This window comes from Streptomyces sp. NBC_01298, from assembly GCF_035978755.1.
GTDB lineage: Bacteria > Actinomycetota > Actinomycetes > Streptomycetales > Streptomycetaceae > Streptomyces.
In genome coordinates this window covers 7,312,088-7,338,651 of record NZ_CP108414.1, presented here as the reverse complement: position 1 = coordinate 7,338,651, position 26,564 = coordinate 7,312,088, and the positions used below count along the sequence as shown (strand labels likewise).

Sequence of the window (26,564 nt, the reverse complement as noted above, 5' to 3'; positions counted from 1 at the left end):
GACCCCGGTCCTCAAACGCCGGACGGCTGAAAACATCCAGCCCCTCCGGCGTTTGAGGAGCGGGGGTCCGGGGGCTGGCCCCCGGGAACGGGTCCGGGCGGAGCCCGGGGAACGGTGGAAGGGCGGGTCGGGGACGGCCCCGCAGGGCTACACCGCTACGGCCGCGCGGATCTCGTCCGCGAAGGCCTGCGCAGAAGCGCGGAGCGCAGTCGCGTCCGGCCCGTGCTTCAGCACGCCCCGCGACACGTTCGGGACGACATTGCGGACGGCCGCGCCGAACACCGCCGGGAGGTCCGCCGCGGTGGCGCCCTGCGCACCGATGCCGGGGGCCAGCAGCGGCCCGTTGATGTCCAGGTCGAAGGAGGACAGGTCCCCCAGCGTCGCCCCGACCACGGCTCCGAAGGAGCCCATCGGGGAGGCCCCGGCGTTCTCCTCCGCCAGGTGCGCCAGCATCGTCGCCCCGATCGTGCGGCCGTCCGACCGCACCGCCCGCTGGACCTCCGCCCCCTCCGGGTTGGAGGTCAGGGCCAGCACGAACAGGCCGGCTCCCGACTCCCGTGCCAGGTCGACGGCCGGCTTCAGCGAGCCGTAGCCCAGGTACGGGGAAACCGTCAGCGCGTCGGAGAACAGCGGGGACGAGGGCGAGAGGAAGGTCTCCGCGTACGCGGCCATCGTCGAGCCGATGTCACCCCGCTTGGCGTCCATGACGACCAGCGTGCCCGCCGACCGCGCGTCGGCCACCGTCCGCTCCAGCACCGCGATCCCCCGCGAGCCGAACCGCTCGAAGAACGCCGCCTGCGGCTTGAAGACCGCGACCGAGTCGGCCAGCGCCTCGACCACCGTGCGGGAGAACTTCTCCAGGCCCGCGATGTCGTCGTTCAGGCCCCAGGAGGCCAGCAGGGCGGCGTGCGGGTCGATGCCGACGCACAGCGGCCCGCGGGTGTCCATCGCCTCGCGCAGCCGCGTACCGAAGGGGATGACAGGAGTCGCAGAGGTCACAGGGCGGCCTTTCGGGTTTCCGCGCCCACCGCTTCGGCGAGCGTCGCGTACGGGCTGGCGGCCAGGCGCGCGGCCAGGCCCTTGTGGATGGCGCGGGCGTAGCAGGGGCCCTCGTAGATGAAGGCGCTGTAGCCCTGCACCAGGCTCGCGCCCGCCAGGATCCGCTGCCAGGCGTCCTCGGCGTTCTCGATGCCGCCGACGCCGACCAGGACCAGGTGGTCGCCCACGCGGGCGTACAGCCGGCGCAGGACCTCCAGGGAGCGCTCCTTGACCGGTGCTCCGGACAGGCCGCCGGTCTCCTTGACCAGCGACGGGTCGGACTTCAGGCCGAGGCCCTCGCGGGCGATCGTCGTGTTCGTCGCGATGATGCCGTCGAGGCCCAGCTCCAGGGCAAGGTCGGCGACCGCGTCCACGTCCTCGTCCGCGAGGTCCGGGGCGATCTTGACGAGCAGCGGGACCCGCCGGTCGGTGACGGCGCGGTCGGCCGCCTCGCGCACGGCGCTCAGCAGCGGGCGCAGCGACTCGGTGGCCTGGAGGTTGCGCAGGCCCGGGGTGTTCGGGGAGGAGACGTTGACGACGAGGTAGTCCGCGTGCCGGGCGAGCCGCTCGGTGGAGGCGACGTAGTCGGCGACGGCCTCCTCCTCGGGGACGACCTTCGTCTTGCCGATGTTGACGCCGACGACCGTCTTGAAGACGGGGTTACGGGCCGCCAGGCGGTCCGCGACGGCCTCCGAGCCCTCGTTGTTGAAGCCCATGCGGTTGATCAGCGCACGGTCCGGGACCAGCCGGAACAGCCGCTTCTTCGGATTGCCGGGCTGGGCCTCGGCGGTGACGGTGCCGATCTCGATGTGGTCGAAGCCGAGCATCGACATCCCGTCGATGGCGACGGCGTTCTTGTCGAAGCCGGCCGCGAGCCCGAAGGGGCCGTGCATCCGCAGTCCGAGGGCCTCGGTGCGCAGGGACGCGTACCGGGGGGCCAGGTAGGCGGCCACGAAGGTGCGCAGCACCGGGGTGCGGGCCGCGAGGCGGATCCAGCGGAAGGCCATGTAGTGGGCCTGCTCCGCGTCCATCCGCTTGAAGACGAGGTTGAAGAACAGTTTGTACATCGTCCGAAATATCCCTTTGGCGCTCATGAAAGGGGGGACACCGGTCGCTGTCGCCGATGCCCCCCTTTCGTACGGGCTACTAGTCGCGGGCCGCCGTCAGCCGCTCCGCGTGCTCCTGGAGCGAGCGGACGCCGACGTCGCCGCGGTTGAGCGCGTCGATGCCCTGGACGGCCGCGGCGAGGGCCTGGACCGTGGTGAGGCACGGGACTCCGCGCGCCACGGCGGCCGTACGGATCTCGTAGCCGTCGAGGCGGCCACCGGTGCCGTACGGGGTGTTGACGATCAGGTCGACCTGGCCGTCGTGGATGAGCTGGACGATGGTCTTCTCGCCGCCCGGGCCCTCGCCCTCGCTGAGCTTGCGCACGACGGTGGCGTTGATGCCGTTGCGGCGCAGGACCTCGGCGGTGCCGGAGGTGGCCATCAGCTCGAAGCCGTGGGCGACGAGCTCGCGCGCCGGGAAGATCATCGTGCGCTTGTCGCGGTTGGCGACCGAGATGAAGGCGCGGCCCTTGGTGGGCAGCGGGCCGTAGGCGCCGGCCTGCGACTTGGCGTACGCCGTGCCGAAGACCGAGTCGATGCCCATGACCTCGCCGGTGGAGCGCATCTCCGGGCCCAGCACGGTGTCGACGCCGCGGCCGTGGATGTCGCGGAAGCGCGACCACGGCATGACGGCCTCCTTGACGGAGATCGGCGCGTCGAGCGGCAGGGTGCCGCCGTCGCCGGTCTTCGGGAGCATGCCCTCTTCGCGGAGCTCGGCGATGGTGGTGCCGAGCGAGATGCGGGCGGCGGCCTTCGCGAGCGGGACGGCGGTCGCCTTCGAGGTGAAGGGGACGGTCCGGGAGGCGCGCGGGTTGGCCTCCAGGACGTAGAGGATGTCACCCGCCATCGCGAACTGGATGTTGATCAGGCCGCGGACGCCGACGCCCTTGGCGATGGCCTCGGTGGAGGCGCGCAGCCGCTTGATGTCGTAGCCGCCGAGGGTGATCGGGGGCAGGGCGCAGGCCGAGTCGCCGGAGTGGATGCCGGCTTCCTCGATGTGCTCCATGACGCCGCCGAGGTAGAGCTCGGTGCCGTCGTAGAGGGCGTCCACGTCGATCTCGATCGCGTCGTCGAGGAACCGGTCGACCAGCACGGGGCGGGTCGGCGAGATCTCGGTGGACTCGGCGATGTACGAGGACAGCCGGTCCTCGTCGTAGACGATCTCCATGCCGCGGCCGCCGAGCACGTACGAGGGGCGTACGAGGACGGGGTAGCCGATCTCGTCGGCGATGGCCTTGGCGCCGGCGAAGGTGGTGGCGGTGCCGTGCTTGGGGGCGGGCAGGCCGGCCTCGGCGAGGACCTGGCCGAAGGCGCCTCGGTCCTCGGCGGCGTGGATGGCCTCCGGCGGGGTGCCGACGACGGGGACGCCGTTGTCCTTGAGGGCCTGGGCGAGACCGAGGGGGGTCTGGCCGCCGAGCTGGACGATGACGCCCGCGATCGGGCCGGCGAGGGACTCGGCGTGGACGATCTCCAGCACGTCTTCGAGCGTCAGCGGCTCGAAGTACAGGCGGTCGGAGGTGTCGTAGTCGGTGGAGACGGTCTCCGGGTTGCAGTTGACCATCACGGTCTCGTAGCCGGCGTCGCTGAGGGCGAAGGAGGCGTGGACGCAGGAGTAGTCGAACTCGATGCCCTGGCCGATGCGGTTCGGGCCGGAGCCCAGGATGATGACCGCGGGCTTCTCGCGCGGGGCGACCTCGGACTCCTCGTCGTAGGACGAGTAGAAGTACGGGGTCTTCGCGGCGAACTCGGCGGCGCAGGTGTCGACCGTCTTGTAGACCGGGCGGACGCCCAGCGCGTGGCGGACCTCGCGGACGACGTCCTCGCGCAGGCCGCGGATCTCGGCGATCTGACTGTCGGAGAATCCGTGGCGCTTGGCCTCGGCGAGCAGCTCGGGGTGGAGCTTGTCGGCGGCGGCCAGCTCGTCCGCGATCTCCTTGATGAGGAAGAGCTGGTCGACGAACCAGGGGTCGATCTTCGTGTACTCGAAGACCTCTTCCTGGGTGGCACCGGCGCGGATGGCCTGCATGACGGTGTTGATGCGGCCGTCGGTCGGGCGGACCGCGGTGGCCAGGAGCTCTTCCTTGTCGCCGGTGGGGCCGACGAAGGTGAACTGCGAGCCCTTCTTCTCCAGCGAGCGCAGGGCCTTCTGGAGGGCCTCGGTGAAGTTGCGGCCGATGGCCATGGCCTCGCCCACCGACTTCATGGTGGTGGTGAGGGTGGCGTCGGCCAGCGGGAACTTCTCGAAGGCGAAGCGCGGGGCCTTGACGACGACGTAGTCGAGGGACGGCTCGAAGGAGGCCGGCGTCTTCTCGGTGATGTCGTTGGGGACCTCGTCGAGCGTGTAGCCGATGGCCAGCTTCGCGGCGATCTTGGCGATCGGGAAGCCGGTGGCCTTCGACGCGAGCGCGGACGAACGGGACACGCGCGGGTTCATCTCGATGACGATGACGCGGCCGTCGACCGGGTCGATCGCGAACTGGATGTTGCAGCCGCCGGTGTCGACGCCGACCTCGCGGATGATCGCGATGCCGATGTCGCGCAGCCGCTGGTACTCGCGGTCGGTGAGCGTCATCGCCGGGGCGACGGTGATGGAGTCGCCGGTGTGGACGCCCATCGGGTCGAAGTTCTCGATGGAACAGACGACGACGACGTTGTCCTTGGTGTCGCGCATCAGCTCCAGCTCGTACTCCTTCCAGCCGAGGATGGACTCCTCCAGGAGCACCTCGGTGGTCGGGGAGAGCATGAGGCCCTGGCCGGCGATGCGGCGCAGCTCTTCCTCGTCGTGGGCGAAGCCGGAGCCGGCGCCGCCCATGGTGAAGGAGGGGCGCACGACGACGGGGTAGCCGCCGAGGGTGTCGACGCCCTGGATGATGTCGTCCATCGTGTGGCAGATGACCGAGCGGGCGGACTCGCCGTAGCCGATCTTGGCGCGGACGGCTTCGACGACGCCCTTGAAGAGATCGCGGTCCTCGCCCTTGTTGATCGCCTCGACGTTGGCGCCGATGAGCTCGACGTTGTACTTCTCCAGCACACCCTGCTCGTGCATGGAGATGGCGGTGTTCAGCGCGGTCTGGCCGCCGAGGGTCGGGAGCAGCGCGTCCGGGCGCTCCTTCGCGATGATCTTCTCGACGAACTCGGGGGTGATCGGCTCGACGTACGTGGCGTCGGCGATCTCCGGGTCGGTCATGATCGTGGCGGGGTTGGAGTTCACCAGGATCACCCGCAGGCCCTCGGCCTTGAGGATGCGGCAGGCCTGGGTCCCGGAGTAGTCGAACTCGGCGGCCTGGCCGATGACGATCGGGCCGGAGCCGATGACCAGGACGGACTGGATATCGGTGCGCTTAGGCACGCTCGGCCTCCATCAGGTGTACGAAGCGGTCGAAGAGGTACGCGGCGTCGTGCGGGCCGGCGGCCGCCTCGGGGTGGTACTGGACGGAGAAGGCCGGCTGGTCGAGCAGCTGGAGGCCTTCCACGACGTTGTCGTTGAGGCAGACGTGGGAGACCTCGGCGCGGCCGTAGGCGGTCTCCGAGACCTTGTCGAGGGGCGCGTCCACGGCGAAGCCGTGGTTGTGCGCGGTGATCTCGACCTTGCCGGTGGTGCGGTCCTGCACCGGCTGGTTGATGCCGCGGTGGCCGTACTTCAGCTTGTAGGTGCCGAAGCCGAGCGCGCGGCCCAGGATCTGGTTGCCGAAGCAGATGCCGAAGAGCGGGGTCTTGCGGGCGAGGACGCCCTGCATGACGGAGACCGCGTGGTCGGCGGTGGCCGGGTCGCCCGGGCCGTTGGAGAAGAACACGCCGTCGGGGGCGACCGCGTACACGTCCTCGACGGTGGCGGTGGCGGGGAGCACGTGGACCTCGATGCCGCGCTCGGCCATCCGGTGCGGGGTCATGCCCTTGATGCCGAGGTCCACGGCGGCGACGGTGAACTTCTTGGTCCCGATCGCGGGGACGACGTACGTCTCCTTGGTGGAGACCTCGGCGGAGAGGTCGGCGCCCTTCATCTGCGGGGCGGCCTGGACCTTGGCCAGCAGCGCCTCGTCGCGGACGCCGTCCCAGGCCTCGCCCGAGAAGATGCCGACGCGCATGGCGCCGCGCTCGCGCAGGTGGCGGGTCAGGGCGCGGGTGTCGATGCCGGAGATCCCGACGACGCCCTGCTTGACGAGCTCCTCGTCCAGCGAGCGCACGGAGCGCCAGTTGGAGGGGACGCGGGCGGGGTCGCGTACGACGTACCCGGCGACCCAGATGCGGGAGGACTCCGGGTCCTCGTCGTTGACGCCGGTGTTGCCCACGTGCGGGGCGGTCATCACGACGACCTGCCGGTGGTACGACGGGTCGGTGAGGGTCTCCTGGTAGCCGGTCATGCCGGTGGAGAACACGGCCTCGCCGAAGGTCTCCCCCACAGCGCCGTAGGCGCGGCCGCGGAAGATCCGACCGTCCTCCAGGACGAGTACGGCGGGAGCTTTGGCTGCTCCCCTGGTGGAGGTCGTCATCGTTCGGCGCCTTCCGTCGTGGTGATTGAGTGGTTCATGTCGTTGATCGCTTCGACCCAAGCGGCGTGTTCGGCCGCGCGGTCGGAGCGGAATCCGGAGTCGATCAGCCTGTCGCCGTGCGCCCATGTGACGACGAGGAGACCGCCTTCGGTGAGTACCTTGCCCGCGATTCCCTTGTCGAGGCGGGCGCCGCGCAGCTGCGCGGCCGGTACGAAGAAGTCGGTGGCACCCGGACGGACCACGTCGAGGCCCGCGTCGGTGAGCGTGAGCTCGACCCGGCTGCGGACGCCCAGTCCGTGGGAGACGATCCGGTCGAGCCACTGCCCGGCGGTGGTGGACCCGTGGTACCGGCCGGTCAGGGCCAGCCGGTGCTCGGGGAGACCGCCGGGGGCGGCGGGCAGCTCCGGCAGATCGCTCTGCAGGGTGCCGCGCCATTTCCAGCCCTGCCGCATCAGCCAGTACACGAAGGCGATGAAGACGAGCAGACCGATCACCCACGCGATGCGGGCGCCCCAGTCCGTCACCTCCGCCGACTGTCGTTCGGCGGCCTCGGCGGCCAGTTGGATTACTGCAGGTGTCACGCCAGTGTCCCGTCCACGACCGTTGCCCGGCCCCGCAGGAAGGTGTGAGTGACGCGCCCCGGCAGCTCACGGCCCTCGTAAGGCGTGTTGCGGCTGCGGGAGGCGAAGTGTGCGGGGTCCACGACACCACGGTACGAGGTATCGACCAAGGTCAGGTTCGCGGGTTCACCTGCCGAGACGGGGCGTCCGTGGTTCGGAAGACCGCCGATGCGCGCCGGGGCGAAGGACATGCGTTCGGCGACGCCCGCCCAGTCGAGCAGTCCGGTCTCCACCATCGTCTGCTGGACGACGGAGAGCGCGGTCTCCAGGCCCACCATGCCCATGGCGGCGGCGGCCCACTCGCAGTCCTTGTCCTCGTGCGGGTGCGGGGCGTGGTCGGTGGCGACGATGTCGATCGTGCCGTCGGCGAGCGCCTCGCGCAGGGCCAGCACGTCGCGCTCGGTGCGCAGCGGCGGGTTGACCTTGTAGACCGGGTTGTACGAGCGCACGAGCTCGTCGGTGAGGAGCAGGTGGTGCGGGGTGACCTCGGCGGTGACGTCGATGCCGCGGGACTTGGCCCAGCGGATGATCTCGACGGATCCGGCGGTGGAGAGGTGGCAGATGTGGACGCGGGAGCCGACGTGCTCGGCGAGCAGCACGTCGCGGGCGATCACCGATTCCTCGGCGACGGCCGGCCAGCCGCCGAGGCCGAGCTCGGCGGAGACGATGCCCTCGTTCATCTGGGCGCCCTCGGTGAGGCGGGGCTCCTGGGCGTGCTGGGCGACGACGCCGCCGAAGGCCTTCACGTACTCCAGGGCGCGGCGCATGATGACCGCGTCGTCCACGCACTTGCCGTCGTCGGAGAAGACGGTGACGCGGGCGGCGGACTCGTGCATGGCGCCGAGCTCGGAGAGCTGCTTGCCCTCCAGGCCGACGGTGACGGCGCCGATGGGCTGGACGTCGCAGTAGCCGGACTCCTTGCCCAGGCGCCACACCTGCTCGACGACGCCCGCGGTGTCGGCGACGGGGAAGGTGTTGGCCATGGCGAAGACGGCGGTGTAGCCGCCGGAGGCGGCGGCGCGGGTGCCGGTGAGGACGGTCTCGGAGTCCTCGCGGCCGGGCTCGCGCAGGTGGGTGTGGAGGTCGACGAGGCCGGGGAGGAGGACCTGGCCCGCGGCCTCGATGACGACTGCGTCGCCGGCGTCGAGGCCGGTGCCCACGGCGGCGATGGTCTCGCCGTCGATCAGGACGTCCTGGACGTCGCCACCGAGTACCTTCGCGCCACGGATAAGGATCTTGCTCATCTTTACTTGCTCTCCTCGGTGCGGGGCGTGCTGGTGGTGGTGACGGCGGGCTCGGAGCCTCCGAGCAGCAGGTACAGGACGGCCATGCGGATCGAGACGCCGTTGGTGACCTGCTCGATGACCGTGCAGCGCTCCGAGTCGGCGACCTCGGCGGTGATCTCCATACCGCGGACCATCGGGCCGGGGTGCATGACGATGGCGTGCTCGGGCATGCGGGCCATCCTGGCGCCGTCCAGGCCGTAGCGGCGGGAGTACTCGCGCTCGGTCGGGAAGAAGGCGGCGTTCATCCGCTCGCGCTGCACCCGCAGCATCATGACGGCGTCGGACTTCGGCAGTACCGCGTCCAGGCTGTACGAGATCTCGCACGGCCAGGCCTCGACGCCGACCGGGACCAGGGTGGGCGGGGCCACCAGGGTGACCTCGGCGCCGAGGGTGTGGAGCAGCTGGACGTTGGAGCGGGCGACCCGGCTGTGCAGGACGTCGCCGACGATGGTGATCCGGCGGCCGTTCAGGTCCTTGCCGAGCCCGGCGTCCTTGCCGACCAGGCGGCGGCGCATGGTGAAGGCGTCGAGCAGGGCCTGGGTGGGGTGCTCGTGGGTGCCGTCGCCCGCGTTGATCACCGGGGCGTCGATCCAGCCGGAGGTGGCGAGGCGGTACGGGGCGCCGGAGGCGTGGTGGCGGATGACGACCGCGTCGACGCCCATGGCCTCCAGGGTCTGGGCGGTGTCCTTGAGGGACTCGCCCTTGGAGACGCTGGAACCCTTGGCCGCGAAGTTGATGACATCGGCGGAGAGGCGCTTCTCGGCGGCCTCGAAGGAGATCCGGGTACGGGTCGAGTCCTCGAAGAAGAGGTTGCAGATCGTGCGGCCGCGCAGGGTGGGCAGCTTCTTGATCGGCCGGTCCGCGACTCGGGCCATCTCCTCGGCGGTGTCGAGGATCAGGACGGCGTCGTCGCGCGTGAGATCGGCGGCCGAGATGAGGTGGCGCTTCATCCGGGTGCTCCGTAAGTCGTTGAGTTCAAAGCCGTGTTGAGTTCAAAGCCGTGTTGAGTTCAAAGCCGTGGTGAGGTCAAAGCCGTGGTGAGTTCAAAGCCGTGAGGAGGTCGAAGCCATGAGGAGGGCAGACGGGCTGGCTGGGGGTGCGGGCAGGGCGGACTCCGGCGCGGACCCCGAGGGGCCCGGCGGCCGGCGACGCTACTGCCCGACGGCTGCCCGGTCGGTCCGCTGGCCGAGCAGCACGGCGTCGCGGCCGTCCTCCTCCTGGACCTGGACCTGGACGTTCTCCCGCAGCGACGTGGGGAGGTTCTTGCCGACGTAGTCGGCGCGGATCGGCAGTTCGCGGTGGCCGCGGTCGACGAGGACCGCCAGCTGCACGGCGCGGGGGCGGCCGAGGTCGCCGAGGGCGTCGAGGGCGGCGCGGATGGTGCGGCCGGAGAAGAGAACGTCGTCGACGAGGACGACCAGGCGGCCGTCGATGTCGTCGCCGGGAATCTCGGTGCGGCCGATGGCGCGGGCCGGCTTCATCCGCAGGTCGTCGCGGTACATGGTGATGTCGAGGGAGCCGACCGGGATCTTCGTGCCGGTGATCTCTTCGAGCTTGGCGGCCAGCCGGCGGGCGAGGAAGACACCGCGGGTGGGAATGCCGAGGAGCACCACGTCGTCGGCGCCCTTGGCGCGTTCGACGATCTCGTGGGCGATGCGGGTCAGAACACGGGCGATGTCCTGCGCTTCGAGAACGGGGCGCATGACATCCGCGGCTGTTTTCTGATCCTGCTGGTCGTGCCGGTCGTGCTGGGTGTCCATGAAAAGGACCTCCTTCTCCGCCTCACGGGACGGACCTTAAAGGACGTCGGATCTACGCGTTCCACGGTACCAGGGGGATTCCCTCGACCCGACATCGGGGCAGCCCAGGACCCCTCTTACGTGGGCGTCGGAGAGCATTCGGCTTGACGCATCCAAGTAACGCTGCGTAACCTCACAGTGAGTTACCAGCCGCGCGGCGGAGCCGCACGTGGTCATGTCGTCACAGCGTCCGGGAGCGTTATGTCCAGCGAATACGCCAAACAGCTCGGGGCCAAGCTCCGCGCCATCCGCACCCAGCAGGGCCTTTCCCTCCATGGTGTCGAGGAGAAGTCCCAGGGCCGGTGGAAGGCCGTGGTGGTCGGTTCTTACGAGCGCGGAGACCGCGCCGTGACCGTCCAGCGTCTTGCCGAGCTGGCGGACTTCTACGGGGTGCCCGTGCAGGAACTGCTGCCCGGTACCACCCCCGGCGGAGCGGCCGAGCCGCCGCCGAAGCTGCGCCTGGACCTGGAGCGCCTCGCCCACGTCCCCGCCGAGAAGGCCGGCCCGCTGCAGCGTTACGCGGCGACCATCCAGAGCCAGCGCGGCGACTACAACGGCAAGGTGCTCTCGATCCGCCAGGACGACCTGCGCACCCTCGCCGTCATCTACGACCAGTCGCCCTCGGTCCTGACCGAGCAGCTCATCAGCTGGGGCGTACTGGACGCGGACGCGCGTCGTGCGGTGGCGCACGAGGACATCTAGTCCCCCACGCCTCAGCAGAAACGTTTACCGGTGGGTGCCGGGAGCCGACAGGCTCCCGGCACCCACCGGTTTTTTCATGCCCGCACAGCGGCCCGACGGCGCCTTGGACCGGCACCTTGGACCGGCGCCTTGGGGGCGTACGACGGAGGGCCCGCAGCGCGCGTGCGCTGCGGGCCCTCCGTTCACGCCGTACCGGCGGCGCCGGTCAGCTCTCGCTGCGGCGCAGCTTCGGCTTGAGGTCCTTGAAGCGGCCGAGCAGCCCGTTCACGAACGAGGGCGACTCGTCCGTGGAGAACTCCTTGGCCAGCTCGACGGCCTCGTCGATGGCCACGGCGTCCGGGGTGCCGTCGACCCAGATCAGCTCGTAGGCACCGAGACGCACGATGTTCCGGTCCACGACCGGCATGCGGTCGAGGTCCCAGTCCACGGCGTAGGTGGCGATCAGATCGTCGATGCGGTCCACCTTGTCGGCGTACCCCTCGACGAGTTCCATGGTGAACTCGTTCACCGCGGGCTGACGGTCGGTGTCCGACCGCGAGTGGCGGACCCAGTCCGCGAGGACCTCGCGCACGGAGACCCCGCGCTGGTCGGCCTCGAACAGGATCTGGAAAGCGCGCTTGCGCGCGTTGCTCCGGGCAGCCACGGTTAGCTGTTCACCCGGCCGAGGTAGTCGCTGGTGCGGGTGTCGACCTTGATCTTCTCGCCGGTGTTGATGAAGAGCGGGACCTGGATCTCGTGGCCCGTCTCCAGCGTCGCCGGCTTGGTGCCACCGGTGGAGCGGTCGCCCTGGACGCCCGGGTCCGTGTGCTCGATGGTCAGCTCGACGGCGGCCGGGAGCTCGACGTAGAGCACCTCGCCCTCGTGGCGGGCCACGGAGGCGGTGAAGCCCTCGATCAGGAAGTTGGCGGCGTCACCGACGGCCTTCTTGTCGACCATCAGCTGGTCGAAGTCCTCCATGTCCATGAAGACGAAGTACTCGCCGTCCATGTAGGAGAACTGCATGTCGCGGCGGTCGATGGTGGCCGTCTCGACCTTGGTGCCGGCGTTGAACGTCTTGTCGACGACCTTGCCGGACATGACGCTCTTCAGCTTGGTGCGCACGAAGGCCGGGCCCTTGCCGGGCTTGACGTGCTGGAACTCGACGACGGACCAGAGCTGGCCCCCGTCGAGCTTCAGCACCATGCCGTTCTTGAGGTCGTTCGTGGAAGCCACGGTGTGGGAATCTCCTGCACTGGAAGACCACGGGTGCGCGCACAGCCCGGCGACGGGCTAGAGCGCGAGCAGCTCCTTGGTCGTAATGGTGAGTAGCTCGGGACCGCCGTCCGCCTCGGGGCGTACGACGAGCGTGTCATCGATCCGGACACCACCCCGGCCAGGGAGGTGAACCCCCGGTTCGACGGTGACCGGCACGCAAGCGTCCAGTTTACCCATGGCCGTAGGTGCAAGCTGCGGGTCCTCGTCGATTTCGAGACCGACTCCGTGTCCGGTCCACGCCGCGAGGGCCTCGCCGTGACCTGCGGAGTCGAGGACGGAGCGGGCCGCGTGATCCACATCGCGGTACGCGGCCCCGGGCAGCAGGGCCTCCCGGCCCGCCCGCTGAGCGGCGAAGACCAGGTCGTAGAGCTCGATCTGCCAGTCCGCCGGGGTCGTGCCGATCACGAAGGTGCGGCCGATCTCGCAGCGGTAGCCCCGGTAGTTCGCGCCGAGACAGACGGAGAGGAAATCACCCTCCTCGACCCGCCTGTCCGAAGGCCGGTGCCGGGAGCGGCCGGAATACGGCCCGGTGCCGACGGAGGTCGGGAAGGCCGGTCCGTCGGCGCCGTGGTCCACGAGGCGGCGTTCCAGCTCCAGGGCGAGGTGCCGTTCGGTGCGGCCCACCAGGATCGATTCCAGCAGCTCCCCGAGGGCCTGGTCGGCGATCTCGGCGGCGATCCGCAGGCAGGCGATCTCCTCCTCGTCCTTGACGAGGCGCTGTTGTTCCACGGCGGTCCCCAGGTCCGCCAGGCGCAGCCCGGGCGCCACCGAGCTCAGGGCGCGGTGCCGGCCGACGGTGAGGTGGTGTTCCTCGACGGCGAGGGAATCGGCGCGGGCGAGGGAGGCCGCGTCGGCCGCCGCGACGGCGGGATCCGCGCCGGGTCCGGCCAGTACCGAGAGCCGCAGGTGCTCGTCGAGCCGTCCCTCGTCGGCCTCCCCGGTGGGCTGTCCGGCACAGAACAGCATGTCCTCACCGCCCGGGCCCACCAGCAGGACCGCGCCCAGCGGCGACGCCCCGGAGAGGTAACGGACGTTCGCCGGACGCGTGATGAGTGCGGCGGCGTTTCCGGCGGCCGCACAGCGGTCGCGAAGCAGGCCCCGGCGGGCCGCGTACACGTCTGACATGTCTCCGAGCCTACGAGCGCTGCGCGCATCCGGCCTGGTGAGCGCAGCCGTACGGGGGCCGGGCCGGACCGACCGGACCGCGGGCGGGGATTCGGCGGGCCGGTTCCGCGGGCGATTCAGTAGGCGGGCTGCGCAATGACGCGGGCCAGGGTCTCGTCCAGGGCGCGGGCGGTGCCCTCGACGTCGAGGTGGGAGTTGTCGATGATCGGCAGGCCGGAGCCGTACCAGCCGGCCATGCGGCCGTGGATCCGCGCGACCTCCTCGTCGGAGAGGCGCCGGTTCCCCGAGCGGGCGGCGTTGCGCTCCAGGACGATCTCCAGGCCGGGCAGCAGCACGACCGGCAGCAGCGCGGGCCCCACGTGCCGCTTCCAGCCGCCGAGACCCACCACCGGCCGGTCCGGGAACACGGCGTCGTCGAGGATGCACGAGATCCCGTTGGCCAGGAAGTTCCGGGCGGCGAAGCCGCAGGTGCGGCGGGCAAGGCGGTACTGCGCCTCGGAGTGGTCGTTCCAGCCGGCCTGCGGGTCCGCGAAGCCGGAGCACACCCATTCCCGTACGTCGTCCAGGCTGATGTGCGCGGTGGGGACGGGCCGGGTGCCGGCCCAGTGGCGGGCCACCGTGGTCTTGCCGGCACCCGCGGGGCCGATCAGCAGGACCGCGAGGGTGGCGCCGCCGGTGCCGGGGGCGGCGGGCGGCAGCGGGACGTGCCCGGTGAACCCGTCCGGCGGACTCGGCAGGGCCGGGGGCGCCGCGGGCGTGGAAGGTGCGGGCGGCATGGAAGACGCGGGCCAGCCCGCCGCCGGCGCTGCCGGCGGCTGCGCGGGCGCCGCCGGGTGTCGACTCCCCGGCGGCTCCCAGCCCCCGCCTCCCACTCCTTGGTGCATTCCGCTGCCACTCCGTCTCGTTCCACCACGACTGATACGAGAACGTTATATGACCCCGGAGGCCCGCCGGGTCACCCGGCGGTCGCGAGGTGGCCCGGCCCCGGCCGGTTCGGGCCGGTTCGCACCGGCCCGAACCCGGTTCAGGCCGTGACCTCGCCGAAGGCCGCCACCAGGACGGCCGGGTCGGGACCCTCCAGCACGGTCGGCTTGGCCAGCCCGTCCAGGACGATGAAGCGCAGCAGGTCGCCCCGGGACTTCTTGTCGAGCTTCATGGTCTCCAGCAGCTTGGGCCACTGGTCGCCGCGGTAGGTCAGCGGAAGCCCCACCGAAGCCAGGACGGCCTTGTGCCGGTCGGCCGTCGCGTCGTCGAGCCGGCCCGCGAGCCGGCCGAGTTCGGCGGCGAAGACCATGCCGATCGAGACGGCCGCGCCGTGGCGCCACTTGTAGCGCTCGTTCTTCTCGATGGCGTGCGCGAGGGTGTGCCCGTAGTTGAGGATCTCCCGCAGGCCCGACTCCTTGAGGTCGCTGGAGACCACGTCGGCCTTGACCTGGATGGAGCGGCAGATCAGCTCGGCCGTGTGCGGGCCGGCCGGCGTGCGCGCCGCCTCGGGGTCCGCCTCGATCAGGTCGAGGATCACCGGGTCGGAGATGAATCCGGCCTTGATGATCTCGGCGAGACCGCTGACGTAGTCGTTGACCGGCAGCGAGTCCAGCGCCGCCAGGTCGCAGAGCACACCGGCCGGCGGGTGGAAGGCGCCGACGAGGTTCTTGCCCTCGGCGGTGTTGATGCCGGTCTTGCCGCCGACGGCCGCGTCCACCATCGCCAGGATGGTGGTCGGGACGGCGATCCAGCGCACCCCGCGCAGCCAGGAGGCCGCGACGAAGCCCGCGAGGTCCGTGGTGGATCCCCCGCCGACGCCGACGACGACGTCGCTGCGGGTGAAGCCGGACTGGCCCAGCGCCTTCCAGCAGTACGCCGCCACCTCGGCCGTCTTGGCCTCTTCGGCGTTCGGCACCTGGATGGCGACGGCCTCGTACCCCTGCGCGGCGAGGTCGTCCCGCAGCGCCTCACCGGTCGAGGCGAGGGCCTCGGGGTGGATGACGGCGACCCGCTGGGCCTTCGTACCGATCAGGGAGCCGAGCTCGCCGAGCAGCTGCCGGCCCACCAGCACCTCGTACGCGTCGTGCCCGGCGCTCGCGCCGACCTGGATCCGCGTCACCTGGTCTGTCATGCGTTCTTCAACTCCAGAGCGTCGAGGACCGCCTGGGCGACCTCTTCGGGGGTGCGGGCGTCCGTGGCCACCACGACGCGCGCGACTTCGGTGTACAGGGGGCGCCGGGCCTCCATCAGATCGCGCCACTGGCGGCGCGGGTTGACGGCGAGCAGCGGGCGCGCGGCGCCGAGGCCCACGCGCTTGACGGCTTCCTCGACGTCCATCGAGAGGTAGGCGACGGGCAGCCCGGCCAGCAGTTCGCGCGTCTTCTCGTCGAGGACGGCGCCGCCGCCCAGGGCGAGGACCCCCTCGTGGCCGGCGACGGCGGCGGCGACCGCCGCCCGCTCCAGCTCACGGAAGTGGGGCTCGCCCTCGTCGATGAAGATGTCGGAGATCTCCCGGCCCTGGGCCGCGACGATGTCGGCGTCGGTGTCCCGGTAGGCGACTCCGAGCCGCTGGGCGATCAGCTCGCCCACGGTGGACTTGCCGGACCCCATGGGGCCGACGAGGACCACCAGGGGTCCGGTCGCACGGTCGCCGGTCACCGGATCTGCAGGTTGTCGAGGTACGACCGCACGTTGCGGCGGGTCTCGGGAACCGAGTCGCCACCGAACTTCTCCACGACCGCGTCGGCCAGCACCAGAGCGACCATGGCCTCCGCCACGATGCCCGCGGCCGGCACGGCGCACACGTCCGAGCGCTGGTGGTGCGCCACGGTCGCCTCGCCGGTGGCCACGTCCACCGTCGCGAGGGCCTTCGGCACGGTCGCGATCGGCTTCATCGCGGCACGCACGCGCAGCAGTTCACCGGTGGTCAGACCGCCCTCAGTGCCGCCGGAGCGGCCGGTGGTGCGCTTGAGGCCCTCGGGCGTGGACACGATCTCGTCGTGCGCCTGCGAGCCGGGCACACGGGCCAGGTCGAAGCCGTCACCGACCTCGACGCCCTTGATGGCCTGGATGCCCATGAGCGCCGCCGCCAGACGCGCGTCCAGGCGGCGGTCCCAGTGCACGTGCGAGCCCAGACCCACGGGCACCCCGTAAGCCAGAACCTCGACGACGCCACCGAGGGTGTCACCGTCCTTGTGGGCCTGATCGATCTCCGCGACCATCTGCTTCGACGCGTCCGCGTCCAGGCAGCGCACCGGATCCGCGTCGAGCTTCTCGACATCGGCGGGCGTCGGGTACACGCCGTACGGGGCCTTCGCGGCCGCCAGCTCCACCACGTGGGAAACGATCTCGATGCCCGCGACCTCCTTGATGAAGGACCGCGCGATCGCACCCAGAGCCACACGCGCCGCGGTCTCACGCGCGCTGGCGCGCTCCAGGATCGGCCGGGCCTCCGAGAAGCCGTACTTCTGCATGCCCGCCAGGTCGGCGTGACCCGGCCGCGGCCGGGTCAGCGCCGCGTTACGGCCGGTCTCCTTGAGCAACGAGGGATCCACCGGGTCCGCCGACATGACGGTCTCCCACTTCGGCCACTCCGTGTTCCCGATCATCACGGCCACCGGAGAACCCTGCGACAGACCGTGCCGGACACCGCCGAGGAAGGTGATCTCGTCCTGCTCGAACTTCATCCGGGCACCACGGCCGTAGCCGAGCCGGCGCCGGGCCAGGTGTTCGGCCACCAGCTCCGTGGTGACCGGAACGCCGGCGGGAAGCCCCTCCAGCGTCGCCACCAGAGCCGGGCCGTGGGATTCTCCGGCCGTCAGCCAACGCAACCTGCTCAACGATGCTCCTCGTGCTCGCGCCTGATTCATCGATGGCGCGATCGGGTGCGCGGCCCTGACCCGCCTTGCCCCGATCCTCCCATGTCCGGGCCCGTACACCGCCCTCCGGTCCAGCTATCGGACGGCGGCGCACCTCGGCCCGGGGCGACATGTGGATCTAGGAAGCATTCCGCTTCCGCTCAGTGGCGGGCCCGCAGGGCCGCCTCGCCCGCGGCGCGCATGGCCGCGAGCGGAGCGATGGGACAGCCGGTCATCAGCTCGACCTGGAGGACCGCCTGGTGGACCAGGAGGTCGAGGCCGCCGAGGAGCTTGCCGCCGCCGTGCGTCCAGGCCCCGGCCAGGGGCGTGGGCCAGGGGTCGTACAGGACGTCGAAGAGGGTGCCCGGAGCGGCGGGCACGGAGGCGGCCAGCTCGTCGGTGGCGCCGGCCGGGGTGGTGGCGATGACCAGCGGCGCGTCCAGCGCCTCGGCCGCCCGCGACCAGTCGGCCGTACGGACCTCCACGCCGAGCCGCTCGCCCCACGCGCGCATTTCCGCGGCCCGGGCCTCGGAGCGCACGTAGGCGGTCACCTCGCCGGTGCAGATCCGGGCCAGCGCGGCGAGCGCCGAGGAGGCGGTGGCGCCCGCGCCAAGGACGGCGGCGGACTCCACCTTCTGGACGCCCTGCTCGTCGAGCGCGGCGAGCAGGCCGGGGATGTCGGTGTTGTCCCCGACCTTGCGGCCGTCCTCGGTGAAGACGACGGTGTTGACCGTCTCCACGGAGGCGGCCGTGTCGCTGATCCCGTCGAGCAGCGGGATGATCGCCCGCTTGAGCGGCATGGTCAGCGACAGCCCGGCCCACTCGGGGCCGAGCCGTGCCATGAAGCCGGGGAGCGCGGCCTCGTCGATCTCGAAGCGGTCGTACGACCGGTCCCCGAGGCCGAGCTCCTGGTACGCGGCGCGGTGCAGCACCGGTGAGAGGGAGTGCTCGATGGGAGAACCCAGCACCGCGGCCCGTATCCGTGACATGTCCTGCTACCCGCCGTTCTTCTGCTTCTGCCGTTCCTGGAACTCGGCGACGAGCTTGAGGTGCTCGTCGTACGTCTTGGTGAAGGTCGTCGTGTTGCCGTCGACCGACACGAAGAACATCCAGCCTCCGTGGTCCGGGCTGAGCGTAGCGGTCAGCGCGTCCAGACCGGGGTTCCCGATCGGGCCGGGCGGCAGCCCCTTGACGTTGTGCGTGTTGTACGGGTTGACGAAGGCCTTGGCCTCCGTGAGGTTGAAGTTGATCTCGCTCTGGTTCTTGACGTAGTTGTACGTCGAGTCGAACTCGATCTTCTGGTTGGTGACGTCGTTGGTCTTCTTGAGGCGGTTGTAGACCACCTCCGACATCTTCCGGAAGTCGTCGTGGTTCTTGCCCTCGGCGTTGACGAGACTGGCGACCGTGATCACCTGGAGCGGGTTGCTCAGGCCCAGTTCCTTGGCCTTGCCCTCGACCCCGAGCTCCGTGTACTTGTCCGTCGCGTTCTTGACCATCTGCTTGAGCAGGGACTCGGGGGTGCTGTCCTTGCTCAGGTCGTAGCGCATCGGGTAGAGGAAGCCCTCGAGGGGATCGATGATGTTCTTGTCGTTGTTCGCCCACGCCGGCAGGCCGAGGCTCTTGGCCTGCTTGAGGGCGATGCCCTTGGTGGTGCCCGGCGCCTTCTCGAGCTTCTTGTCGATCGCGTCGTAGACCGTGCTGTTGCGCATGCCCTCGGAGATCGTGAGCACGTGCAGCTTGGAGGGGTCGGTCATGACCGTGACCGCGGCCGCGGCCGACATCTTCTTCTTGAGCGGATAGATGCCGGGCTGGATCGACTGGCCCTTGGGATTGTTGCCCGCGGCGTCCACGAAGGCCTGGGCGCTCTTGACCACGCCCGCTTCCTTCAGGATGCGGCCCATCTGGCCCAGCCCCGCGCCCTTGGGGATCTCCACGTCGACGGTCTCGTCGATGCCTTCGCCCGCGAAGTCCTCGGCCGCGCCGAACTTGCTCTTCAGGTAGTCGTAGCCGTAGTAGCCGCCACCGCCGAGCACGCCGATGATGACCACGGCCGCGATGAGGCAGGCCATGCCGCTGCGCTTCTTCGGTTTGCCGCCGGATCGGCCCGACCGGCGGCCGCCGCGCCCGCCGTCGTCGCCGTCACCGTCGTCGTCGTCCCCGGCGTCACCGCCGCCCGCGAGGAAGGAGTCCGCCGCGGCGTCCTCTTCTTCCTGCCAGGGCTCCTCGGTCTGCAGGTGCCGCATGCCCGGGGGCCGCGGCGGCGGGAAGGCCTCGGGGGTGCCGTAGAGGTCGGGCGCCTCGCCGGGGTAGCCGCTCGACTGCTGCTGCGCGTACGGATCCGCGCCCGCGTAGGGGTCTGCGGCCTGCGGGACCGCGGCGTACTGGCCCTGGCCGGTGTCCCATACCTGGTTCTGGCCCGTGTCCCAGACCTGACCCTGGCCCTGGCCCCCGTACGTCTGCTGTTGCTGCTGGTGCTGCGGGTACTCGGGGTGCTGCTGCGGGTGCTGGGGATACTGCACCTGCTGCTGCTGGTAGTGCTGCTGCTCTTGTTGCTGCTGTTGCTGCTGGTACGGCATCTGCTGGCCCTGGGGGTACTGACCCTGCTGCTGCGGGTAGTAGGCCTGCTGGGGCTGAGGCTCCTGCTGGTACTGCTGCGGGCCTGCGACATAGGGCATCTGACCCTGCTGGGCCTCGTGCCCGGTCCACCCCTGGTCCCCGTACTGCGGGTCCTCGGGGTGCCACGGTTCGGGGCCAGGGCCCCGGCCATACTCAGTCATCGATCCCCTAGCGCGCCGCAGGGCGTTGGCCGCGACTCCGTCTGACGCGACTCACGGTTCCGCCTCTTCTGATGGGCGACGGCTGTTCGAATGCCGTCACATCGCGCGGAACGTTACCGTATCGCGATCAGACAACCACTTCGACGCACTCACCGGGCGGATTACCTGATACCCGTTCGGTCTCCAGAGCGTTCTGAAGGATCACCACGGCGGCCGCCTGGTCGATGACCGACCGGCTCTTCTTGGCGTTCTTCCCCGAGGCCCGCAGCCCCTGGGCGGCGGTGACCGTGGTCATCCGCTCGTCCACCAGACGCACCGTCACGGGCTTGATGCCCTTGGCGAGTTCCGTGGCGAAGGCGCGGCACTTGGCCGCGGCCGGCCCTTCCCGCCCGCTGAGCGAGCGGGGCAGACCGACCACCACCTCGATGGGCTCGTACTCCGCGACGAGCTGCCGCAGCCGCCGGTGGGCGAAGGGGATGTCCCGGCCCGGAACGGTTTCCACCGGTGTGGCCAGCACCCCGTCGGGGTCGCACGAGGCGACCCCGATCCGGGCGTCACCGACATCGATGGCCAGACGGCGGCCGCGGCGCAGTGTCATCTTCAGGCCGTCTCTACGACGAGGCGCTCGACCGCGGCGATGGCCTCGGGGATGGCGGCCGGGTTCTGGCCACCGCCCTGGGCCACGTCCGGCTTGCCGCCACCGCCGCCACCGAGGGTCTTGGCGGCTGTACGGACCAGGTCGCCGGCCTTGAGACCGCGCTCGCGGGCGGCCTCGTTGGTGGCGATGACGGTCAGCGGGCGGTCGTTCGCCGTGGTGAACAGGGCGACGACGGCCGGGCGGTCGCCCGGGATGCGACCACGGACGTCGAGGACCAGCTTGCGCAGGTCGTCGGCGCCGGTGCCGTCCGGGACGGTGCCCACGACGAGGGCCACGCCCTTGATGTCCTGGGCGCCCGCGGCGAGACCGGCGGCGGCCTGGAGGACCTTCTCCGCGCGGAACTTCTCGATCTCCTTCTCGGCGTCCTTCAGCTTGCCGAGCATGGAGGCGACCTTCTCCGGGAGCTCCTCGGCGCGGCCCTTGACCAGCTCCTGGAGCTGGGCGACGACCGTGTGCTCCTTGGCGAGGAAGTTGTAGGCGTCCACGCCGACGAGGGCCTCGACGCGGCGCACGCCGGAGCCGATGGAGGACTCTCCGAGCAGCTTCACCAGGCCGAGCTGGGCGGTGTTGCCGACGTGCGTGCCGCCGCACAGCTCCTTGGAGAAGTCGCCGATGGTCACGACGCGCACGCGCTCGCCGTACTTCTCGCCGAACTCGGCGATGGCGCCCTGCTTCTTGGCCTCGTCGATGCTCATGATCTCGGCGGTGACCTCGAGCTCGCGGGAGAGCACGTCGTTGATCTTGTGCTCGACGTCGGTGAGGACCGAGCCGGGCACGGCGTTCGGCGAGCCGAAGTCGAAGCGGAAGCGGCCGGGCGAGTTCTCGGAACCGGCCTGGGCGGCCGTCGGGCCGAGGGCGTCGCGCAGGGCCTGGTGGGTCAGGTGCGTGGCCGAGTGGGCGCGGGCGATGGCCCGGCGGCGCTGGATGTCGATGGCGGCGTACGCGGAGGCGCCCACCGTCACCTCGCCGACCTGGACGGAGCCCTTGTGCACGGAGACGCCCGGGACCGGCTGCTGCACGTCGCGGACGACGATGACGGCGCCCGAGTCGAGCTTGATGCGGCCCTGGTCGGCGAGCTGGCCGCCGCCCTCGGCGTAGAAGGGGGTGCGGTCGAGGACGACCTCGACCTCGTCGCCCTCGGAGGCGGCGGGCGCGGAGACGCCGTTGACCAGCAGGCCGACGATGGTGGACTCGCCCTGGTTGGTGGCGTAGCCGGTGAACTCGGTGGCGCCGGAGCCGTCGGCGATCTCCCGGTAGGCGGACATGTCCGCGTGGCCGGTCTTCTTGGCCCTGGCGTCGGCCTTGGCGCGGTCGCGCTGCTCCTGCATCAGGCGGCGGAAGCCGGGCTCGTCCACGGCGAGGCCCTGCTCGGCGGCCATCTCCAGGGTGAGGTCGATCGGGAAGCCCCAGGTGTCGTGGAGCAGGAACGCCTTGTCGCCGGCCAGGACCGTGCCGCCGGCGGCCTTGGTCTCGGTCACGGCGGTGTCGAGGATGTTCGTGCCGCCCTTGATGGCCTTGAGGAAGGCGGCCTCTTCGGCGAGCGCGACGGTCTCGATGCGCTTGCGGTCGGTCACGAGCTCCGGGTACTGCTGCCCCATGGTCTCGATGACCACGTTGACCAGGTCCTGGACGACCGGGCCGGTGGCGCCCATGAGGCGCATGTTGCGGATGGCGCGGCGCATGATGCGGCGCAGCACGTAGCCGCGGCCCTCGTTGCCGGGGGTGACGCCGTCGCCGATGAGCATGGCGGAGGTGCGGATGTGGTCGGCGACCACGCGCAGCGAGACGTCCGTGCCCTGGGCGGCGCCGTACTGCACGCCGGTCAGCTCGGTGGCCTTGTCCATGACCACGCGCAGGGTGTCGGTCTCGTACATGTTCTGTACGCCCTGCAGGATCATGGCGAGGCGTTCGAGGCCGAGACCGGTGTCGATGTTCTTCGACGGCAGGTCACCGAGGATCGGGAAGTCTTCCTTCCCGTCGCCGGCGCCGCGCTCGTACTGCATGAAGACCAGGTTCCAGATCTCCACGTAGCGCTCGTCGTTGACGGCGGGGCCGCCCTCGACGCCGAACTCGGGGCCGCGGTCGTAGTTGATCTCCGAGCAGGGACCGCAGGGGCCCGGGACGCCCATGGACCAGAAGTTGTCCTTCTTGCCCAGGCGCTGGATGCGCTCCTGCGGGACGCCGACCTTGTCGCGCCAGATGGCCTCGGCCTCGTCGTCGTCGAGGTAGACCGTGATCCAGAGCTTCTCGGGCTCCAGGCCGTAGCCACCGTCCGCCACGGAGCTGGTGAGCAGCTCCCAGGCGTACTTGATGGCGCCTTCCTTGAAGTAGTCCCCGAAGGAGAAGTTGCCGCACATCTGGAAGAACGTGCCGTGGCGGGTGGTCTTGCCGACCTCTTCGATGTCCGGCGTACGGACGCACTTCTGCACGCTGGTGAGCGTGGACGCGGGCGGCTTGACCTCGCCGAGGAAGTACGGCTTGAACGGCACCATGCCCGCGGGCACCAGCAGCAGAGTCGGGTCGTCCGCGATGAGCGACGCCGAAGGGACAACGGTGTGACCGCGCTCCTCGAAGAAGCTCAGCCAGCGGCGGCGGATTTCAGCCGACTCCATCAGTGGTCCTCATTCCGGTTGTACGTAACCTTCGAAAAACGGTTCTTGGTCTGGTCGTGCTCGATGGCCCGCAGCCGGCGCGGCCCGGGAAGGGCGGTGACGTTGGCGGGCAGGTCGGGATCCTGGTGGAGTCCCAGTGCGTCGTTCAGCTCGTCCTCGCGCTGCGACATCCCCGACTTGACGTCGAGGGCGAAGTCCTTGAGGCGGTGTCCCGCCTCGATCGCCTTGTCGGCGGCCTGGGCGGCGAGGCTCTCCGGCGTCAGCTTCTTGAGCTGCCGGTTGACCTTGGTGGTGGCCCACACGCCGGCGGCCGCGCCGGTGGTGAACCAGAAGGCTCGGCGGAACATCGGAGATCTCAGCCCTTCTGCTTCCGGCGCCGGGCCGACGGCACCGTACGGCCGACGATCACGGTCCGCCGGGAGGTCTTGCCCGGCGCGTCCTGCGCGCTCGCGCCGCCCTTGCCCAGCGCCTTGCGGACGCCGTAGCCGAAGGCCGCGACCTTGACGAGCGGGCCGCCGAAGGTGGAGGCCACGGTGGAGGACAGCGCGGAGGCGTTGGAGGTGACTTCCTGTACGTCGCTCGCGATGGCGTCGACCCGGTCGAGCTGGGTGCGGGCGGAGCGGACGGTGGTGGAGGCCTCCGCGAGCAGCGGGACGGCCTGCTCGGTCACGTCGGCCACCAGCTTGGTGGTCGCCCTGAGCACCTGGGCCAGCCTCACCAGCACCACGGCGAGGAAGGAGACCAGGATGGCCCAGAAGACCGCCACGAGGATCCCGGCCACCTCTCCACCGGACACGTTCACACCGCTCTCTACAGATTGATCACCAAGCGAAAAAGTCGTCCTCCGACCCTATCGCGCCGGAGATCCGCCGCAGTACCGGAATTCCCGGGCGGCGCGCGCGTGGTGCGGCCGGATCAGACCCGCCTTGTACGCAGCGCATGCGGACCAGTACGCTCCGTGTCCCATGCGACAAAGACCCATTCCACGAAGGACGCCGGGCAACCTTCCCTCGGACCTGAGCGGCTTTGTCGGGCGGGGCGGGGAGCTTTCCGAGCTGGAACGTCTGCTGGACGCGTCGCGGCTGGTCACGGTGACCGGCGCGGGCGGCGTGGGCAAGACCCGCCTGGTACTGGCGGCGGCCCGGGCGGCCTCCGACGCGGCGGCCGGTCCGGTCGGTGCGGGCGGGTCCGCCGAGGCGGCGCAGGAACGCTACTGCGACGGGGTGTGGCTGGCCGAGCTGGCCTCCGTACGGGATCCGGCGCTGCTGGAGCTGACGCTCGCCGAGGCGCTCGGGCTGACCGATCAGACCACCCGGCCGCTCCGGACGGTCCTCGCCGAACACCTGGCCGAGCGGCGGCTGCTGCTGGTCCTGGACGGCTTCGAGCAGCTGGTCGACGAGACCGCCGACCTGGTACGGGACCTCCTGCGCCGGTCCCCCGGCCTGCGCGTGCTCGCCGCCGGCCGGCGGCCGCTGACCCTCGACGGGGAGCTGTCCTGGCCGCTGGCTCCGCTGGATCCGGAAGAGGCCCTGGCGCTGCTGCTCGAGCGGACCTCCGCGGCCGATCCGGCCTTCACCGTGACGGAGTCCAACCGGGCGGTGCTGGCCGAGCTGTGCGCCCGCCTCGACGGCCTGCCGCTGGCGCTGGAGCTGGCGGCGGGCCGGCTGCGCACGCTGTCGCCGGAGCAGGTGCTGTCCCGGCTGGAGGACCGCTTCGCCCTGCTGACGGGCGGCTCGCGCGGGGCGCTGCCCCGGCACCGGGCGCTGCGCACGGCGATCGGCTGGAGCCACGAGCTGTGCACGACCGGGGAGCGGCTGCTGTGGGCGCGGCTCTCGGTGTTCGCCGGGCAGTTCGACCTGGACGCCGCCGAGTACGTGTGCGCGGGCCCGGACCTGCCGGTGGATTCGGTGCTGGATCTGGTCGGGGAGCTGTTGGGGCAGTCCCTGCTGGTCCGGGAGGAGACGGCGGCCGGGGTCCGGTACCGGATGCTGGAGAGCGTACGGATCTACGGGGCGGGCTGGCTGGAGTCACTGGGTGACGCCCGGCGGCTGCGGCGCCGGCACCGGGACTGGTACATGGGCCTGGCGACCTGGTGCGAGCTGGACTGGTTCAGCCCGCGCCAGGAGGAGGTGGCCGCGCTGGTGGAGGCGGAACTGCCGAACCTGCGGCTCGCGCTGGAGTGCTGCCTGGACGAGCCGGAGGAGGTCCACCTCGGCCAGTACCTGGCGGGCACCCTGTGGTTCTTCTGGGCCGGCTGCGGCCGGCTCACCGAGGGGCGGCACTGGCTGGACCGGACGCTGGAGGGCGACTTCGGGCTCGCCGGCTCGACGGGGGTGGAGTACGAGAGCTCCCGGCTGAAGGCGCTGTGGGTGCTCGGGTACGTCGCGGCCCTGCAGGGCGACTCGGTGGCCTCGATGAGCGCGCTGTACGAGTGCCGGGACGGGGCCGCGCGCGGCGAGAACCCGGTGGCGGGGGCGTACGCCGTGCACCGGATGGGCTGCCTGGCCCTGATCTCGGACGACATGGGCCGGGCCGGGGAACTGCTGGGCTCGGCGCTGGAGCGCTACCGGGAGGCCGGGGAGCTCAACAGCAACGTCCTGATGTGCCAGGTGGAGCTGGCGATGGCGCTGGCCTTCCAGGGTGAGCTGGCGGGCGCGCTCTCCCTGTGCCGGGAGGTGCGGGACATCTGCGAGGAGCGCGGGGAGCGCTGGACGAAGGCGTACGCCCTGTACGTCCTGGCGTACGCGGCGCTGGACGCCGGGGGCACGGCCGAGGCGCGGCGGCTGCTGGCCGAGTGCGTGGCCATCAACCACACGTTCCGCGACCTGGTGGGGCTGGTACTGGCGGTGGAACTGCTGGCGCTGGTCACGGTGGCCGAGGGTCATCCGGCGGAGGCCGCGGTCCTGCAGGGCGCGGCGGAGCCCCTGTGGGACGGGGTGGGGATGCGGCTGTTCGGCTCGGGGTACTTCAACGCCCCGCGGCTGATGTGCCAGGAGCGGGCGGGCGAACTCCTGGGCGCCGAGCGGTACGCGTCCTGCGCCCGGCACGGCCGGACCCTGCCGCTGGAGGCCCTGATCGAGCGCGCCCTGCGGGGACCGGAGCCGGCGCCCGTGCCGGCGGGCCCGCTGCCGAGGCCGCGCGGCGCCGCGGAGCGGACCGAGCGCGCCGAGCGGCCGATGGCGCACCCGGGGGCGGCGGGGGCGAAAAGCAGGAAACCCGCCGGCTCCCCCGAAGGGGAACCGGCGGGCTGAACCA

Annotated in this window: 23 protein-coding genes; 2 read left to right on the top strand and 21 right to left on the bottom strand. The window is 70.9% G+C overall.

The features are described 5' to 3' along the window. Positions 1 to 147: 147 nt before the first annotated feature. From pyrF to pyrR, 8 genes are all read right to left on the bottom strand, one after another. Positions 148 to 999 (bottom strand): orotidine-5'-phosphate decarboxylase, encoded by an 852-nt coding sequence (pyrF, locus tag OG730_RS33390; RefSeq protein ID WP_327307715.1) that lies wholly within the window; start codon positions 997 to 999, stop codon positions 148 to 150. Next, the gene (locus tag OG730_RS33385) at positions 996 to 2,105 is read right to left on the bottom strand and encodes a quinone-dependent dihydroorotate dehydrogenase (protein ID WP_327307714.1); all 1,110 of its coding nucleotides are present in this window, start codon (positions 2,103 to 2,105) and stop codon (positions 996 to 998) included. Before OG730_RS33385 ends, pyrF begins: the two co-directional genes overlap by 4 nt. 79 nt (positions 2,106 to 2,184) lie before the next feature. Then, positions 2,185 to 5,493: a carbamoyl-phosphate synthase large subunit gene (gene carB / locus OG730_RS33380; RefSeq protein ID WP_327307713.1), complete on the bottom strand. Its 3,309-nt coding sequence runs from the start codon at positions 5,491 to 5,493 to the stop codon at positions 2,185 to 2,187. Then, positions 5,486 to 6,634, bottom strand: coding sequence for a glutamine-hydrolyzing carbamoyl-phosphate synthase small subunit (gene carA / locus OG730_RS33375; RefSeq protein WP_327307712.1), 1,149 nt, complete (start codon positions 6,632 to 6,634; stop codon positions 5,486 to 5,488). Before carA ends, carB begins: the two co-directional genes overlap by 8 nt. Then, positions 6,631 to 7,215, bottom strand: coding sequence for a PH-like domain-containing protein (locus tag OG730_RS33370; RefSeq protein ID WP_327307711.1), 585 nt, complete (start codon positions 7,213 to 7,215; stop codon positions 6,631 to 6,633). The genes carA and OG730_RS33370 overlap by 4 nt, the downstream gene beginning before the upstream one ends. Continuing rightward, a complete protein-coding gene (locus OG730_RS33365; protein WP_327307710.1) occupies positions 7,212 to 8,498 on the bottom strand; it encodes a dihydroorotase in 1,287 nt (428 codons plus the stop codon). Before OG730_RS33365 ends, OG730_RS33370 begins: the two co-directional genes overlap by 4 nt. 2 nt (positions 8,499 to 8,500) lie before the next feature. Next, entirely contained in the window at positions 8,501 to 9,490 is a 990-nt protein-coding gene (locus tag OG730_RS33360) for an aspartate carbamoyltransferase catalytic subunit (RefSeq protein WP_327307709.1), read from the bottom strand. A gap of 201 nt (positions 9,491 to 9,691) precedes the next feature. Beyond that, positions 9,692 to 10,300, bottom strand: a complete 609-nt coding sequence (gene pyrR, locus OG730_RS33355) for a bifunctional pyr operon transcriptional regulator/uracil phosphoribosyltransferase PyrR (RefSeq protein ID WP_327307708.1) — start codon at positions 10,298 to 10,300, stop codon at positions 9,692 to 9,694. 240 nt (positions 10,301 to 10,540) lie between these two features. Here pyrR and bldD point away from each other — a divergent pair, with 240 nt between their 5' ends. Beyond that, the gene (bldD, locus tag OG730_RS33350) at positions 10,541 to 11,041 is read left to right on the top strand and encodes a transcriptional regulator BldD (protein WP_069929708.1); all 501 of its coding nucleotides are present in this window, start codon (positions 10,541 to 10,543) and stop codon (positions 11,039 to 11,041) included. Positions 11,042 to 11,246: 205 nt separating this feature from the next. Here bldD and nusB read toward each other — a convergent pair whose 3' ends face one another. The 13 genes from nusB to OG730_RS33285 form a co-directional block, all read right to left on the bottom strand. Beyond that, positions 11,247 to 11,684: a transcription antitermination factor NusB gene (gene nusB / locus OG730_RS33345; RefSeq protein ID WP_266876512.1), complete on the bottom strand. Its 438-nt coding sequence runs from the start codon at positions 11,682 to 11,684 to the stop codon at positions 11,247 to 11,249. A 2-nt stretch (positions 11,685 to 11,686) separates the two neighbouring features. After that, a complete protein-coding gene (gene efp, locus OG730_RS33340; RefSeq protein ID WP_243334327.1) occupies positions 11,687 to 12,253 on the bottom strand; it encodes an elongation factor P in 567 nt (188 codons plus the stop codon). A 57-nt stretch (positions 12,254 to 12,310) separates the two neighbouring features. Beyond that, positions 12,311 to 13,420, bottom strand: a complete 1,110-nt coding sequence (locus OG730_RS33335) for an aminopeptidase P family protein (protein ID WP_327307706.1) — start codon at positions 13,418 to 13,420, stop codon at positions 12,311 to 12,313. A gap of 116 nt (positions 13,421 to 13,536) precedes the next feature. Then, positions 13,537 to 14,304 (bottom strand): AAA family ATPase, encoded by a 768-nt coding sequence (locus OG730_RS33330; RefSeq protein WP_327307705.1) that lies wholly within the window; start codon positions 14,302 to 14,304, stop codon positions 13,537 to 13,539. Positions 14,305 to 14,444: 140 nt separating this feature from the next. Next, the gene (gene aroB, locus OG730_RS33325) at positions 14,445 to 15,536 is read right to left on the bottom strand and encodes a 3-dehydroquinate synthase (protein WP_327307704.1); all 1,092 of its coding nucleotides are present in this window, start codon (positions 15,534 to 15,536) and stop codon (positions 14,445 to 14,447) included. After that, on the bottom strand, positions 15,533 to 16,015 hold the full coding sequence (locus tag OG730_RS33320) for a shikimate kinase (protein WP_327309528.1): 483 nt from the start codon (positions 16,013 to 16,015) through the stop codon (positions 15,533 to 15,535). The genes aroB and OG730_RS33320 overlap by 4 nt, the downstream gene beginning before the upstream one ends. 44 nt (positions 16,016 to 16,059) lie before the next feature. After that, positions 16,060 to 17,244: a chorismate synthase gene (gene aroC, locus OG730_RS33315; RefSeq protein ID WP_327307703.1), complete on the bottom strand. Its 1,185-nt coding sequence runs from the start codon at positions 17,242 to 17,244 to the stop codon at positions 16,060 to 16,062. A 179-nt stretch (positions 17,245 to 17,423) separates the two neighbouring features. Then, positions 17,424 to 18,251, bottom strand: coding sequence for a shikimate dehydrogenase (locus OG730_RS33310; protein ID WP_327307702.1), 828 nt, complete (start codon positions 18,249 to 18,251; stop codon positions 17,424 to 17,426). Between the two features lie 6 nt (positions 18,252 to 18,257). Then, the gene (gene mltG, locus OG730_RS33305) at positions 18,258 to 20,039 is read right to left on the bottom strand and encodes an endolytic transglycosylase MltG (RefSeq protein ID WP_327307701.1); all 1,782 of its coding nucleotides are present in this window, start codon (positions 20,037 to 20,039) and stop codon (positions 18,258 to 18,260) included. Between the two features lie 127 nt (positions 20,040 to 20,166). Continuing rightward, positions 20,167 to 20,637: a Holliday junction resolvase RuvX gene (gene ruvX / locus OG730_RS33300; protein WP_243334308.1), complete on the bottom strand. Its 471-nt coding sequence runs from the start codon at positions 20,635 to 20,637 to the stop codon at positions 20,167 to 20,169. Between the two features lie 2 nt (positions 20,638 to 20,639). Then, positions 20,640 to 23,309, bottom strand: coding sequence for an alanine--tRNA ligase (gene alaS / locus OG730_RS33295; protein ID WP_327307700.1), 2,670 nt, complete (start codon positions 23,307 to 23,309; stop codon positions 20,640 to 20,642). After that, positions 23,309 to 23,656 (bottom strand): DUF6167 family protein, encoded by a 348-nt coding sequence (locus tag OG730_RS33290; RefSeq protein WP_327307699.1) that lies wholly within the window; start codon positions 23,654 to 23,656, stop codon positions 23,309 to 23,311. Before OG730_RS33290 ends, alaS begins: the two co-directional genes overlap by 1 nt. Before the next feature lie 8 nt (positions 23,657 to 23,664). Continuing rightward, on the bottom strand, positions 23,665 to 24,105 hold the full coding sequence (locus OG730_RS33285; RefSeq protein WP_327307698.1) for a DUF948 domain-containing protein: 441 nt from the start codon (positions 24,103 to 24,105) through the stop codon (positions 23,665 to 23,667). 169 nt (positions 24,106 to 24,274) lie between these two features. Here OG730_RS33285 and OG730_RS33280 point away from each other — a divergent pair, with 169 nt between their 5' ends. After that, positions 24,275 to 26,560 (top strand): ATP-binding protein, encoded by a 2,286-nt coding sequence (locus OG730_RS33280; RefSeq protein ID WP_327307697.1) that lies wholly within the window; start codon positions 24,275 to 24,277, stop codon positions 26,558 to 26,560. The last annotated feature ends 4 nt before the right edge of the window (positions 26,561 to 26,564 follow it).

Coding starts and splice junctions, on each gene's coding strand:
- pyrR (WP_327307708.1), bottom strand. CDS start 10,300: ATGGACACCCAGCACGACCGGCACGACCAGCAGGATCAGAAAACAGCC.
- OG730_RS33335 (WP_327307706.1), bottom strand. CDS start 13,420: ATGTCAGACGTGTACGCGGCCCGCCGGGGCCTGCTTCGCGACCGCTGT.
- bldD (WP_069929708.1), top strand. CDS start 10,541: ATGTCCAGCGAATACGCCAAACAGCTCGGGGCCAAGCTCCGCGCCATC.
- alaS (WP_327307700.1), bottom strand. CDS start 23,309: ATGGAGTCGGCTGAAATCCGCCGCCGCTGGCTGAGCTTCTTCGAGGAG.
- ruvX (WP_243334308.1), bottom strand. CDS start 20,637: ATGACACTGCGCCGCGGCCGCCGTCTGGCCATCGATGTCGGTGACGCC.
- OG730_RS33360 (WP_327307709.1), bottom strand. CDS start 9,490: ATGAAGCGCCACCTCATCTCGGCCGCCGATCTCACGCGCGACGACGCC.
- carA (WP_327307712.1), bottom strand. CDS start 6,634: ATGACGACCTCCACCAGGGGAGCAGCCAAAGCTCCCGCCGTACTCGTC.
- OG730_RS33320 (WP_327309528.1), bottom strand. CDS start 16,015: ATGGGGTCCGGCAAGTCCACCGTGGGCGAGCTGATCGCCCAGCGGCTC.
- OG730_RS33365 (WP_327307710.1), bottom strand. CDS start 8,498: ATGAGCAAGATCCTTATCCGTGGCGCGAAGGTACTCGGTGGCGACGTC.
- aroB (WP_327307704.1), bottom strand. CDS start 15,536: ATGACAGACCAGGTGACGCGGATCCAGGTCGGCGCGAGCGCCGGGCAC.
- OG730_RS33290 (WP_327307699.1), bottom strand. CDS start 23,656: ATGTTCCGCCGAGCCTTCTGGTTCACCACCGGCGCGGCCGCCGGCGTG.
- OG730_RS33385 (WP_327307714.1), bottom strand. CDS start 2,105: ATGTACAAACTGTTCTTCAACCTCGTCTTCAAGCGGATGGACGCGGAG.
- OG730_RS33280 (WP_327307697.1), top strand. CDS start 24,275: ATGCGACAAAGACCCATTCCACGAAGGACGCCGGGCAACCTTCCCTCG.
- OG730_RS33330 (WP_327307705.1), bottom strand. CDS start 14,304: ATGCACCAAGGAGTGGGAGGCGGGGGCTGGGAGCCGCCGGGGAGTCGA.
- mltG (WP_327307701.1), bottom strand. CDS start 20,039: ATGACTGAGTATGGCCGGGGCCCTGGCCCCGAACCGTGGCACCCCGAG.
- OG730_RS33310 (WP_327307702.1), bottom strand. CDS start 18,251: ATGTCACGGATACGGGCCGCGGTGCTGGGTTCTCCCATCGAGCACTCC.